Here is a 12,852-nt window from a genome sequence, read left to right on the forward strand (position 1 = left end):
TATGAAGAAATTAATTGGACTTATTGTAGCAGTTTTATTAATCAGTCAGCTACTGCTGCCGGTTTACTTTTCCCGCCAGTTAGAGCAGAATTTAACCCAGCAGCTGGAATCAGCCCAGAGTTTAGAAGTCGAAGTTAATTCACTGCCGGCATTGTTGATGCTGGGCGGCCGGTTTCAGAAGGTTAACCTGAGCGGAGAGGAATTAGTAGTTGATGGATTGAAGGTAGCTGAATTAGAAGCTAAATTCAGTAATATTAAGTTCAAATCTACTAATAATAGAAATGAAGGACAGGCCTTTGTCGGGACTAATGAAGAGTTGAGACTGGTATTTACCGAAGAGGAACTGGAGGATTATCTGGCTGAAAGGCTCTCTTCACTCCAGAATATAGTTCTAAATCTAGGTCCTGAACAGACAGTACTCGCCGGAGATTTTGACTTCTTTGGAAACCCCATCAAGCTTAAGTTAGGTGGTAAGTTTAAGTTAGAAACCGACCAGAAATTAAGTTTTCTTCCTCAGGACTTAATGGTAGCTGAGTTGAGAATTCCGCGTGAGGTTATAGAGCGGCTGATGAGTGAAGTCAATCTTACTCTGGATCTAACTGAATTACCGGTTCCTCTACAGGCCGATGAGATTAGAGTAAAGCAGAATAAGTTAGTAATCTTAGGTGGGATGGAAGAAGATAATGTATAAAAAAGTCTTGATTATATTGATTATAGCCGGAATGATTACTGGTGCTGTAATTGGATATCAACGCTATCAGGTAGAGACTGGAAATCGCAGTGTTGAATTGATTCTGGATCTTAAGCAGTGGCAGAAGCTTAAGCTGCCGCCTGGGGTTGATTTAGCTGCTCTATTAGAAAAGTATGAAAGCCAGGGCGTTACTTCGCTGGCTATTATAGAACAGGATCTTGGAGATCTAGAAGCCAGCGGTAAGGTTAAGCTAGTAACTGATCTGGAATTGAGACTATTAAAAGAGACTGTTGGAAATAATTTTCAGCAAATGACTTCTATCTTCTGCCGTACGCCTCAGCTTAAACAGAAGATAGAAGAGAGGTTAAGCAGCTATCTAGGTGATAATAAAGTGGTGACAGCAGATAGGAAACTATTAGCAGCTGAAGCTGACCAACAGCAGCTGGTAGATTTTCCGATAGGATTTACAGCTGAGCAGTTGGACTTAGCCCGTCGGTCTGGGCTGAAAGTAGTACCGCGGTTTGGCAATCAGGCTGTCGATGATTCTAAAGCTATCAAGGATAGATTCAGTGAGCTGAATACTCTCCCCCAGGCAGCTTTATCACAGGTGATCTTTAGCGGTACAGAAGTGTTGGGATATCCGGATTATCTATCCGCGACTGCTGCTTTAATCGAAGAGTATGATCTGCAGTTAGGTATTATTGAACCATTTATTGCTGAACAAACAGGCGTTAATAGGCTGGCTAATAATTTGGGACCTAATAATATTCGGGTGCATAGTGCTGACCAGCAGGAATTTAATTTACTGCCGGTTGAAAAGTTAGTAGACCGCTATCTGCGGGCAGTAAGAGAGAGGAATGTTCGGGGCGTCTATCTAAAGCCGATTTTAGAAAGTAAAGACGGAAGATCAGCTGTGGAGTTAACTAATCAGCTGGTGGCTGATTTGACGGCTGGCCTGCAGGCAGAAGGTTATTCTCTAGCACCTGCCGAGCCTATTTCTGATTTCTCCAGCAGTCTTCTTTTCTTATTTATAATTAATCTGGCAGCTGTAGCTGCTTTATTCTATTTAGTGGAGTATTTATTCATTTCTGAATTTCCTTTGGTTGTTGCAGGAAGGTATAAGTTGATCCTGTTTTTGATATCTGCTCTGGTATCTTTAGTTCTGATTAGTCAGGACTATATCTTTTTAACTAGAGAACTGACTGCTTTATTGGTTGCGATTATCTTTCCTACCTTGGCAGTAGTAAGTACTCTATTCCCCTATATTTTTTCTAATCAAGAGATTGAGAATAGAATCAAGGCATTGTTCAATATATTTGTGAGAGTTAGTTTGATTACATTAAGCGGTGGAGTCTTGTTAGTTGGTGCTCTAGGCAGCTGGCATTATATGGTGAAGCTTCGGCAGTTTAGAGGAGTTAAACTTTCTTTTATAGGACCGATTCTCTTGGTGATTGCTTATTATCTACATTATCGATTCTGGCTTAATAGAGAAGATTACAGCTTTCAAGCTCTAATAGATAAGGCTAATAGTCTGTTAAATAAGAATTTAAAGTTAAAAGACCTATTCTTATTAATTTTTTTGGCAGTAGTGGGCATAATATACATAGGACGAACCGGGAACCAGCCCTTAATTCCGGTGCCAGAACTGGAACTTATAATTCGGGACTGGCTAGAGCAACTCTTATCAGTACGGCCTAGATTTAAATCATTTCTAATCGGCCATCCCTTATTGGTAATGGCTACCTGGCTGATTATAACTGGAAATCGAGATTGGAGTATTCCAGTTCTGTTAGGAGGTTTAGTAGGCCAGATTACTGTTATGAATACCTTCTCTCATATTCATACTCCGCTCTGGACAAGCGGAGTAAGGGTAGGTCTGGGATTAATGTTAGGTTTTGTTATTGGGATTCTATTAGTTAAGTTAGGGAGAGGCTTACTTATTTGGAAACAGAAGTTGAGAAAGGAGCTGGATTGATGAAAAAGATAGCTCTTGCCGGCTATTATGGCTTCGATAATGCCGGAGATGAGGCTATTCTGGCAGCTATTATTTCTAGTCTGCGCCAGAGGATAGATGAAGAAGTGGAAATTACAGTCTTATCGGCTAATCCAGCCCGGACAGAAAAATTATATAATGTTTCAGCTGTTGACCGTTTTAGCTTAATTGAAATTATAACAGTCTTTTATCAGGCAGATCTTCTGCTGTTAGGCGGCGGCAGTCTACTTCAGGATACAACTAGCCAGCGGAGTCTGCTTTATTATCTGGGATTGGTCTATTTAGCACATAAGATTAATCTATCAGTGGTCTGTTATGCTCAAGGAGTAGGACCTATTACCAGTAGATTAGGGAAGTCTTTAGTGCCGAAAGTGCTTAATTCAGCAGCCAGGTTGACAGTGCGGGATGAAGAATCTAAAGAACTGCTGGTAAAGTTAGGGGTAAGAAAGCCGATTGAAGTGACAGTAGATCCAGTCTTTAATCTGTCACTGGTTTCAGAGGAGAGGAAACAGGAGATTATTACAGCTGAAAGTCTCGAACTGAAGCCGCCTGTAATTGGAGTTTCAGTCCGCCACTGGACAGCAGAAAGTAATGATTATTTGTCAGTTTTAGCCGGGGTATTGGATCGGATTAATCATAAATTGGAAGGGGGTATTCTCTTTCTGCCTCTACATTATCCCCATGATTTAACAGCAAGCCGGAAGGTTAAAGAGCAGATGGAGACAGAAACAAAGCTGCTTACAGGCAAGTATCATCCCCGGGAGATAGCCGGCTTATTTGGTGAGTGCGAATTGGTGATTGGAGTCCGGCTCCATTCGCTGATCTTTGCTGCTGTTAATTATGTACCCCTAGTCGGTATCTCCTATGATCCCAAAGTAGATAGCCTTCTTAAGCGGCTAGACTTAAGGTCAGCCGGTAGAGTAACTGATCTATCAGCTACAGAGCTATATAATCAAGTTCTGGATATCTGGCAGAATCGAGGTCAGGCAGAAGAGAAGCTGAGAAGAAAGGCTGTTGAAATGCAGCAGATTGCTTATGACGATATAGATTCAGTCCGGAAACTTCTGAAGGATAGGAGTGATTGAGTGGAGCAGATTGATATTTTAGATGTTGCTGTTGATCAGGTTAATCTGGATGCTGCCGTGGCAGAAATAGATAGATTAATCAAGAACCGGACTGAGTCCCATCTGGTAGTGACTCCTAATTCAGAGATGCTGGTTATGGCTCAGCAGGATTTAGAGCTTAAAAAGATCTTAAATCAGGCTGATCTGACAGTTCCTGATGGTATTGGAGTAGTCTGGGCGGCTAGATTGTTAGGAGCAGTCATGCCGGAGAGAGTAGCAGGAATCGACCTGATGAAGCGGTTATTTAGTCTAGCAGCCCAGAAGGATTATCAAATCTATCTGTTGGGCGGAAGACCGGGCATACCTTTTCAGGCAAAAAGAAGGATTTTATCAGAATATCCAGAACTAAGAGTAATTGGAGAACATCATGGCTATTTAGATAATAAAAGTGAAGCTTATGTAATTAAAGAGATTAATCAGCTGCAGCCTGATCTTCTCTTTGTCGGTATGGGAGTGCCGCTGCAGGAGAAATGGCTGGTAAGGAATTTGCCTTCTCTACAGGCTTCTGTTGGTATGGGAGTTGGGGGTAGCTTCGATGTTTTAGCCGGACAGAAAAAGAGAGCACCGGACTGGCTTCAGAAATTAGGTTTAGAGTGGCTCTATCGACTGCTGCAGGAGCCGAAGCGGTTTAGGCGAATATTAGCCTTGCCGAAATTTGTTTATTTAGTTACTAAGAGGAAGATTTTGGGGCTAAAATAGGGGATGTTGACATGAAAAGAGAAATAGTATATGATTATTTAGGAATTACTTTAGGTAGTATATTCACAGCTATAGGATTGGTAGTCTTTTTAGTACCCAATAAGATTGCTTCCGGCGGGATCAGTGGTTTAGCAACTGTGGTTTATCATCTCTTTAACTTTCCGGTAGGAAGGACGATACTGGTAATTAATGTTCCGCTGTTTATAATCGGTGTTAAGGTATTAGGAACAAAGTTTGGAGTTAGAACTCTGTACGGTATTTTAGTTCTTTCTCTGGCTACAGATTATTTAGTACCATATTTGCCGGTTTTAACCCATGATCTATTGTTGGCAGCAATCTACGGAGGAGTATTTGTCGGAACCGGATTGGGGCTGGTTTTTAGGTTTAAAGGAACTACCGGCGGAACTGATCTGGTAGCTCAGTTGGTGAATTATTACTTTAATATTAGTGTTGGTAAGGCTTTGTTGATGATAGATTTCTGTGTTATTTTTTCTGCTGCTATTGCTTTTAATGCTGAAGTAGCACTGTATGCTTTAATTGCTCTCTTTATTACCAGCAAGGCAATTGATCTGGTTCAGGAAGGATTTAATATTTCTAAAGGTGCCTTTATTATCTCTGATGAAGATAGAGAGATTAAAGAAGAAATTTTACATAAGCTGGATAGGGGAGTAACAGTTTTAGAGGGTAAAGGTGGTTATACTAACAGCGATAAAGAAATTCTGTTATGTATCATCAGCAGAAGCGAAGTAACTAGATTAAAAAATTTAGTTTATAATTTGGATCAGGAGGCCTTTTTGATTATTACTGATGTTCATGAAGTATTGGGAGAAGGCTTTAATGAAAGTATGGTTCGTAGAAGTGAATAGTTAATCCAACAAGGAGGCTTAGGAGAAAATGACAAAGATTGAAGATTTAGAGGATAAGACAACAGAACTCAGGCGCAGTATCTTAAAGATGGTAGCTAAGGCAGGTTCTGGACATCCGGGAGGTTCACTGTCAGCAGCAGAGATAGTAACTGCTCTCTATTTTGAAGAGATGAATTTAGATCCGGCTAATCCGGATTGGGAGGATAGAGATAGATTTGTGCTTTCGAAGGGACATGCTGCTCCGGTGTTATATGCTGCTTTAGCTAAGAAAGGATACTTTCCAGAGGAAGAGTTGCAGACTTTAAGGGATTTAGACAGTCATCTGCAGGGCCATCCGGATATGAATAAGACGCCGGGAGTAGATATGACAGCCGGTTCGCTAGGACAGGGTCTTTCTGCTGCAGTAGGTATGGCTTTGGCCGGTAAGTTAGATCAGAAGGATTACCGCGTCTTTGCTATGGTTGGGGATGGAGAGATTCAGGAAGGCCAGATTTGGGAGGCTGCTATGTCGGCGGCTAATTATAAATTGGACAATCTGATTGCTTTTACTGATTATAACCAGGTTCAATTAATAGATAAGACAGAGAAAGTAATGAATGTTCATTCAGTAACTGATAAATTCGAAGCTTTTGGCTGGTATACGATCGAGATTGATGGCCATGAATTAACAGAAATTTTGGAGGCTTTAGCTGAAGCTAGAGAAGTAACGGACAAGCCGGTGATGATTGTGGCTAATACTGTCAAAGGAAAAGGAGTTTCCTTTATGGAAGATAAAGCAGCCTGGCACGGTAATGCACCTGATGAAGAAGAATTAGAGCAGGCTTTAGCAGAATTGAATTAAATATTTGGGAGGTTAAGATTAATGTCAGAAAAGATTGCTACACGAGATGCCTATGGAGAAACCTTATTGGAGTTAGGAACAGAGAATGAAGATATTGTAGTTTTTGATGCCGATGTAGGTTCATCTACACGGGTTAAACACTTTGCAGCTGAATTTCCCGAGCGTTTCTTTCAGATGGGAATTGCTGAACAGAATATGATAGGTACGGCAGCCGGAATGGCTACCTGTGGGAAGATACCCTTTGTTAGTACTTTTGCTGTTTTTGGCAGTGCCCGGGTAGCTGATCAGATCAGAAATTCTATTGCTTATCCTGAGTTGAATGTTAAGATAGCAGTGACCCATGCCGGAATTACTGTTGGAGCCGATGGAGCTACTCATCAGGCTATTGAAGATATTGGAATTATGAGGTCGATACCAAAGATGACAGTGATAGTCCCCGGTGATGCTGTAGAAGCCAAACAGGTAGTTAGGGCTGCAGCTGACTATGATGGTCCGGTCTATATGCGCTTTACTCGCGGTGGAGTTCCTGTTGTTTTTGATGAGGAAGAATATGAATTTGAGTGGGGTAAAGTAATGCCGGTTCGGGAAGGCAGCGATGTAACTATCTTTGCTACGGGAGTGATGGTTGGTGAAGCTTTAGAAGCAGCTGATACTTTAGCCCAGGAAGGTATTGAAGCTGAAGTAGTAAATGTCCATACAATCAAGCCTATCGATGTAGAAGGAGTAGTTGCTGCCGCGGAAAAGACAGGAGCAGTAGTAACTGCCGAAGAACATAATATCTATAACGGATTAGGCAGTGCAGTAGCCGAAGTATTAGGAGAGAACTCTCCACTGCCGATGCAACGAGTAGGGATTAAGGATACCTTCGGCCGTTCCGGAGGCCCAGAAGAACTAATGGATCACTTTGAAATTAGTTCTGAAGATGTCATTGGTGCTGTGAAAGATGTAATGAATAAAAAATAAATAAAAATGTAAGCTATAATAAAAAAGCCGCAGCTGTTAAGATAGTAGCGGCTTTTTGTTTGTTTTCAATAATTTCCTGCTATTAAAAACAGGAGTTAGGTTTGAAACCTAGAAAGAATATAATTAAGCTATGTGAATATAGATATAAAGTAGTTGTCTGAGAAAGGTAGTGACAGAGTATGTTCAAAAGATGGGGCAAGTTAGTAGGGATTGTTACTTTGATTACACTAATTTTAGGAGCCGGTGTTCTAGGTTTCTTTATTAGAGGTGTCCAGGCCGATGATTATCTATTGGCTGAGGAGATGCCGCAGAAATTCAAGATCTTTGAAAATGTGTTAACTATTGTTCAGCGTTATTATGTTAAAGAGGTTGAATTAGATAAACTTCTAACAGGAGCCATTAAAGGGATGTTGAATTCTTTAGAGGATCCCTATACTAGATACTTATCAAAAGAGGATTATGAGGATATGCAGATGAACTTTGAAGGTGAATTCGGCGGTATTGGAATTGTAGTTACTATGCGTCATGAAGAATTGACAATTGTATCTCCGATTGAAGGTACGCCTGGGTCTAAAGCAGACTTACAGGCTGGAGATATAATTACTCAGATTGATGGAGAGTCGACAGAAGGAATGACAATCAAGAAAGCAGTCAGTTTGATGAAAGGCGAACCGGGAACTGAAGTAATCTTAACTATCGAACGTGAAAAAGATGAAGAAAAGGAGCCGGAAGTAATTGAGGTGTCCATTACTAGAGCTATGATAGAAGTACCTTATGTAGAATCAGAGATAAAAGAGGAGGGTATTGGTTACATTAGAATTGCTCAGTTTGCTGAAGAAGTAGGTGCAGATGTACAGCAGGAATTAAAGAAACTGGAAGAGCAGAATGCAGAAGCGGTTATTCTTGATCTAAGAAATAATCCGGGAGGAATGTTAAAAGAGGCAGTCAAGGTTGCCAGTAGCTTTATACCTAATGGTCCGGTAGTTCATATTAAAGAACGAAATGGAGAGCAGGAAACTCTCTTGGTTTCTTCCGAGATAAAGCCTTCGGAACATCCGTTGGTAGTCTTAGTCAATGAAGGAAGCGCCAGTGCTTCGGAGATAATAGCCGGAGCAGTTCAGGATACGGATAATGGAGTAGTGATGGGTAATCAGACATTTGGCAAGGGAGTTGTGCAGTCAGTTATTCCCTTGGATGATGGATCAGCTTTAAAGCTGACAACTGCTAGGTACTATACTCCTGATGAGCGGTATATCAATGAAACAGGTATTGAACCTGATATTAAAGTAGAATATGATCCTGATGATACTGAACAGGATGAACAGCTGCAGCGGGCAATTAAGTATTTAAAGAAGAAGATTAAAGAGCAGCAAGAAGAACTTAAACCAGCCAGTTAGATAGAGAATTTAATAATAGGATAGGAAGGTTTAAAGATGAATCAAAAGCTAGGAAAGATATGCTTAATAATTAGCGGGCTGTTAATTATCTCTACTTTAACAGCTTGTAGTAGTTCTACTCCAACTAAAACTAATGTTGAAAAACTGAATTATATTGAAATAAGCAAAGATATTAAAGATAAGGTTAATTCTTACTGGCAGCAACAGGAATTGGATTTTAGGTCTGAAATGGAGTGGGGACGCAAAAAGAAAGAAATGATTGCTGAAAGGGAAGTTAGTTGGCAGAAGAACTTTCAAAAGATTGAACTGCCCTTTCCTTCCTCAAAAGAACAAGAGTTAGATAGATTATTAACCGGTCTAAAACATAAATTAACAGCAGATGAAGTCAAAATAGAATTAGAAACGGAATCATCCGGGTCAGAAGTAGCAGAGGCTGAGTTAACAGTTAAGCTGCAGTCGGCAGAATTAAAAGATAAGGAACTGACTCTGTACCACTTAAAGATGACCCAACCAAAGGTTAAAGCCAGAATGGCCTTTATTATTGATGATTTAGGATTTAATCGAGATGGTACGGCAGAATTAATGGAGATCGATCGTCCATTAACAGTAGCAGTTTTGCCGTTTCGTCCTTATTCTACTTCTGATGCTGAAAAAGCCGTTCAAGCAGGCCATGAGATTCTGCTGCATTTACCTATGGAGCCTTCATCACCGGTTAGTCCAGGTGAGGGAGCTATCTATACTGATATGGCCCCTGAAGAAATTAGGACTACTATACAGAAGGGACTGGCCAGTCTTGGAGTTGAGGTAGCAGGTGTCAATAACCATATGGGTTCTAAGGTTACTGCAGATAATAAGACGATGTCTGTGGTTTTAGATTATCTCCACCAGCAGGATCTATTCTTTATTGACAGCAGTACAGCACCTCGTTCTGTAGTGCCAGCTGCAGCTAGAGAGGTTGGCGAATCCTATGCTGTGAATCATCTCTTTATTGATAATATCGATGATAAGGAGAGAATTAATAAGCAGATTCAGTATTTAGCTGATGTAGCTTTGAAACAAGGTGAGCTGATTACTATTGGTCATATTAAACCGAATACTATTCAGGCTATTAAGGAGTTGATTCCTAAGCTAGAGGAGAAGGGAATTCAGTTAGTCTATGTTTCTGAATTAGTGAAGTGAAACTTATTTCATTAAGTTAGAGGTTCGATTATCTTTAAAGATGATCGAACTTTTTTCTATATACAACAGGAAATTATGCTTCTTTAAGTTGTAGATAAAGTTCATTATAAAATTAAATTGATATATTATTGCAGTTTTACACTTTCATGATATTGCAGTAATAGTCAATATGTATCCGCCACTTGCCGTTCGTTCGACGTCCTGTCTCACTCACTGTCAAAAACTAACCCTCCACCGTCCATGGTTCCGGGTTAGTTTTAAGAGTCGCTCTGGACACATATTGACTATTTATAGCACAGAATTTTCATTAATCTGGTTTTAAACGCTTCCTCAAATAATTTTGCACAATTTAGTTGATATCTTGCAATAAGCGACTTTAAAGCAGCCCCAAAAGAGAAGGTAAGTATCATATAAAGTAGGATCTTTAAACTGTAGCTATAAAGTTAATTTATTGCTAATTGATTGGGCTGATTTTCGGAGCATTTGCAAGATATCAACTCTAAACTGCAACAATATATCAATATTCTTTTAAAAGTAGTATAGTTGAATTTATAGAAGAGCGGCCGATAAGCCATTTCTTTGAGTATAGGTTTCTTAAACAGGGAGTTTAATTTCAAGGTGAAATCACTTATAATATAATAGTAACAATTATTAATTAGGCTATCAGATAAACTGTTAATTCTTGTTTGCTGTGATTTGAAATTAATTATGGTATAATAATGATTTGAAGGGAGGGGGAGAAAATGCCCCAATTTGAATTAATTTCAGATTACACTCCCTGCGGTGATCAGCCGGAAGCAATCGAGAAACTGCAGGCTGGAGTTGAAACAGGAATGCAGCATCAGACACTTTTAGGAGTTACTGGGTCAGGGAAGACTTTTACTATGGCCAATTTAATTGAGCAGGTTCAGAAGCCGACTTTAGTAATTGCTCATAATAAGACTTTGGCTGCTCAGTTATGTAGTGAGTTCCGTGAGTTCTTTCCTCATAATGCAGTAGAATATTTTGTTAGTTATTATAACTATTATCAACCAGAAGCCTATGTACCACAGACAGATACCTATATTGAAAAGGATGCCTCAATTAATGAAGAAATAGATAGATTGCGGTTAGCAGCAACTAGTGATTTATTTGAGAGAGAAGATGTAATTATCGTAGCCAGTGTTTCCTGCATTTATGGTCTGGGTTCGCCGACGGATTATCTGGATTTGACCTGTTCGCTTGAGCGGGGAGCAGTTAAAGAACGAAAAGAGATTATCAGAGAATTAATCTATATTCAGTATGAACGGAAAGACTATGATTTAGACCGGGGTAGCTTTCGGGTAAGAGGAGATGTAATTGAAATTCATCCGGCCTATGAGGATAGAGTCTATCGAGTAGAGCTTTTCGGCGATGAAGTAGATAGAATCCGGGAGATTGATTCTATCACTGGAGAGATTAAAGAGGAGCTGGGGGGATTAACAATCTATCCTGCCAGCCACTTTGTAACCAAAGAAGAGAAGCTAAAACGGGCAATTAAAAGTATTAGAGCAGAACTTGAGGAACGCCTAAAAGAACTGCGCAGCCAAGATAAATTACTGGAGGCCCAGCGTTTAGAACAGCGGACAAGATATGATCTGGAGATGTTAGAAGAGGTAGGTTTCTGTCAGGGAATCGAGAATTATTCCCGCCATTTAGCCGATCGAGAGCCGGGTTCTAGACCACAGACCTTAATAGACTACTTTCCTGATGATTTTCTACTTTTAATTGATGAATCCCATAAAACTATTCCCCAAATCGGCGGTATGTATGCTGGGGATAGATCGCGGAAGGAAAAGTTAGTGGAGCATGGTTTTAGGCTGCCGTCGGCTTTGGATAATAGACCTTTGGAGTTCGAAGAATTTGAAAGCCTCATTAATCAGGCAGTCTATATTTCAGCTACGCCGGGACCTTATGAAGAGGAGCATAGTCAGCAGATAGTAGAACAGATTATTCGGCCCACAGGTCTGGTTGATCCCAAGATAGATGTTCGTCCGACCGAGGGACAGATTGATGATCTCTTAGCAGAGATTCGTAAAGTAGTGGAGCGTGATGAGCGTGTTCTAATTACAACCTTAACTAAGCAGATGGCCGAAGACTTGACAGAGTATCTCGGCAGTGTCGGAGTCCAGGTAAGATATCTCCATTCCGATATAGATACTATTGAGCGACTGGAGATTATTCGTGATCTCCGCCAGGGGGAGTTTGATGTTTTAGTCGGGATTAATCTTCTTCGGGAGGGACTGGATCTTCCTGAAGTTTCTTTAGTAGCAATTCTGGATGCTGATAAGGAAGGATTTTTGCGTTCCACCCGGTCTCTAATTCAGACAATTGGACGGGCTGCCCGTAATGTCAACGGTCGAGTAATTATGTATGGTGATAAGATGACAGATTCAATGCAGGAGGCTATCGAAGAAACTAACCGCCGCAGAAGAATTCAACAGGAGTTTAATGAAGAGAATGAAATTACTCCGCAGACAATAATCAAGCCGGTTAGAGAAGTGCTGCGGCCGGTGGATATGGTAGCTGAAGAGAGCAATGTAGAATACACCACTGAAGAATCAGATGAGAGAGATCCAGAGGATATGACAGCTGAAGAGATAGAAAAGTTAATAATAGAATTAGAAGCAGAGATGGAAGAAGCATCCGATAATTTAGAATTTGAACTGGCAGCCCAGATTAGAGATGAGATTGAGGAGTTAAATAGTCTATTATAAAGGCACCTTAAAATGGTGTCTTTTTGATATATTGTTGCAGTTTAGAGTTGATATCTTGCAAACGCTCCAGAAATCAGTCCTAGTCACTCAGCAGTAAATAAATCTTAGTGTTATGATTTAAAGATTCCGCTTTATATGTTAACTATTCTCTCTTGTGGGACTGCTTTAAAGTCGCTTTTTGCAAGATATCAACTAAATTGTGCAAAATTATTTGAGGAAGCGTTTAAAACCAGATTAATGAAAATTCTGTGCTATAAATAGTCAACATTTCTCTGGAGCGACTCTTAAAACTGACTCGGAACCAGGGATGGTGGAGAGTCAGTTTTTGAGAATGAGTGAGACAGGACGTCGAACGAATGGCAAG

10 protein-coding genes are annotated in these 12,852 nt (G+C 40.3%); all 10 read left to right on the top strand.

What is annotated here, in order from left to right:
* The first annotated feature begins 1 nt into the window (after position 1).
* The 10 genes from acear_RS01530 to uvrB all read left to right on the top strand — a co-directional run bounded on the left by acear_RS01530 (position 2) and on the right by uvrB (position 12,488).
* Positions 2 to 691, top strand: coding sequence for an LmeA family phospholipid-binding protein (locus tag acear_RS01530; protein ID WP_013277273.1), 690 nt, complete (start codon positions 2 to 4; stop codon positions 689 to 691).
* Positions 684 to 2,666: a DUF5693 family protein gene (locus acear_RS01535; protein ID WP_013277274.1), complete on the top strand. Its 1,983-nt coding sequence runs from the start codon at positions 684 to 686 to the stop codon at positions 2,664 to 2,666. The genes acear_RS01530 and acear_RS01535 overlap by 8 nt, the downstream gene beginning before the upstream one ends.
* Complete coding sequence (gene csaB / locus acear_RS01540; RefSeq protein ID WP_049772636.1) at positions 2,633 to 3,769, top strand: polysaccharide pyruvyl transferase CsaB; 1,137 nt, start codon at positions 2,633 to 2,635, stop codon at positions 3,767 to 3,769. The genes acear_RS01535 and csaB overlap by 34 nt, the downstream gene beginning before the upstream one ends.
* Positions 3,770 to 4,507 (top strand): WecB/TagA/CpsF family glycosyltransferase, encoded by a 738-nt coding sequence (locus acear_RS01545; RefSeq protein WP_013277276.1) that lies wholly within the window; start codon positions 3,770 to 3,772, stop codon positions 4,505 to 4,507.
* An 11-nt stretch (positions 4,508 to 4,518) separates the two neighbouring features.
* Positions 4,519 to 5,373, top strand: coding sequence for a YitT family protein (locus tag acear_RS01550; protein WP_013277277.1), 855 nt, complete (start codon positions 4,519 to 4,521; stop codon positions 5,371 to 5,373).
* 28 nt (positions 5,374 to 5,401) lie between these two features.
* A complete protein-coding gene (locus acear_RS01555) occupies positions 5,402 to 6,214 on the top strand; it encodes a transketolase (protein WP_013277278.1) in 813 nt (270 codons plus the stop codon).
* 21 nt (positions 6,215 to 6,235) lie between these two features.
* On the top strand, positions 6,236 to 7,177 hold the full coding sequence (locus tag acear_RS01560) for a transketolase family protein (protein ID WP_013277279.1): 942 nt from the start codon (positions 6,236 to 6,238) through the stop codon (positions 7,175 to 7,177).
* A gap of 179 nt (positions 7,178 to 7,356) precedes the next feature.
* Entirely contained in the window at positions 7,357 to 8,574 is a 1,218-nt protein-coding gene (locus tag acear_RS01565) for a S41 family peptidase (protein WP_013277280.1), read from the top strand.
* Between the two features lie 36 nt (positions 8,575 to 8,610).
* Positions 8,611 to 9,753, top strand: coding sequence for a divergent polysaccharide deacetylase family protein (locus tag acear_RS01570; protein WP_013277281.1), 1,143 nt, complete (start codon positions 8,611 to 8,613; stop codon positions 9,751 to 9,753).
* Between the two features lie 743 nt (positions 9,754 to 10,496).
* Complete coding sequence (uvrB, locus tag acear_RS01575; protein WP_013277282.1) at positions 10,497 to 12,488, top strand: excinuclease ABC subunit UvrB; 1,992 nt, start codon at positions 10,497 to 10,499, stop codon at positions 12,486 to 12,488.
* The last annotated feature ends 364 nt before the right edge of the window (positions 12,489 to 12,852 follow it).

It is taken from the genome of Acetohalobium arabaticum DSM 5501 (assembly GCF_000144695.1).
GTDB lineage: Bacteria > Bacillota > Halanaerobiia > Halobacteroidales > Acetohalobiaceae > Acetohalobium > Acetohalobium arabaticum.

Bases quoted from the DNA above. Each gene is read 5' to 3' on its own strand.
- acear_RS01530 (WP_013277273.1), top strand. From the start codon at position 2: ATGAAGAAATTAATTGGACTTATTGTAGCAGTTTTATTAATCAGTCAG.
- acear_RS01535 (WP_013277274.1), top strand. From the start codon at position 684: ATGTATAAAAAAGTCTTGATTATATTGATTATAGCCGGAATGATTACT.
- acear_RS01550 (WP_013277277.1), top strand. From the start codon at position 4,519: ATGAAAAGAGAAATAGTATATGATTATTTAGGAATTACTTTAGGTAGT.
- acear_RS01555 (WP_013277278.1), top strand. From the start codon at position 5,402: ATGACAAAGATTGAAGATTTAGAGGATAAGACAACAGAACTCAGGCGC.
- acear_RS01560 (WP_013277279.1), top strand. From the start codon at position 6,236: ATGTCAGAAAAGATTGCTACACGAGATGCCTATGGAGAAACCTTATTG.
- acear_RS01565 (WP_013277280.1), top strand. From the start codon at position 7,357: ATGTTCAAAAGATGGGGCAAGTTAGTAGGGATTGTTACTTTGATTACA.
- acear_RS01570 (WP_013277281.1), top strand. From the start codon at position 8,611: ATGAATCAAAAGCTAGGAAAGATATGCTTAATAATTAGCGGGCTGTTA.
- uvrB (WP_013277282.1), top strand. From the start codon at position 10,497: ATGCCCCAATTTGAATTAATTTCAGATTACACTCCCTGCGGTGATCAG.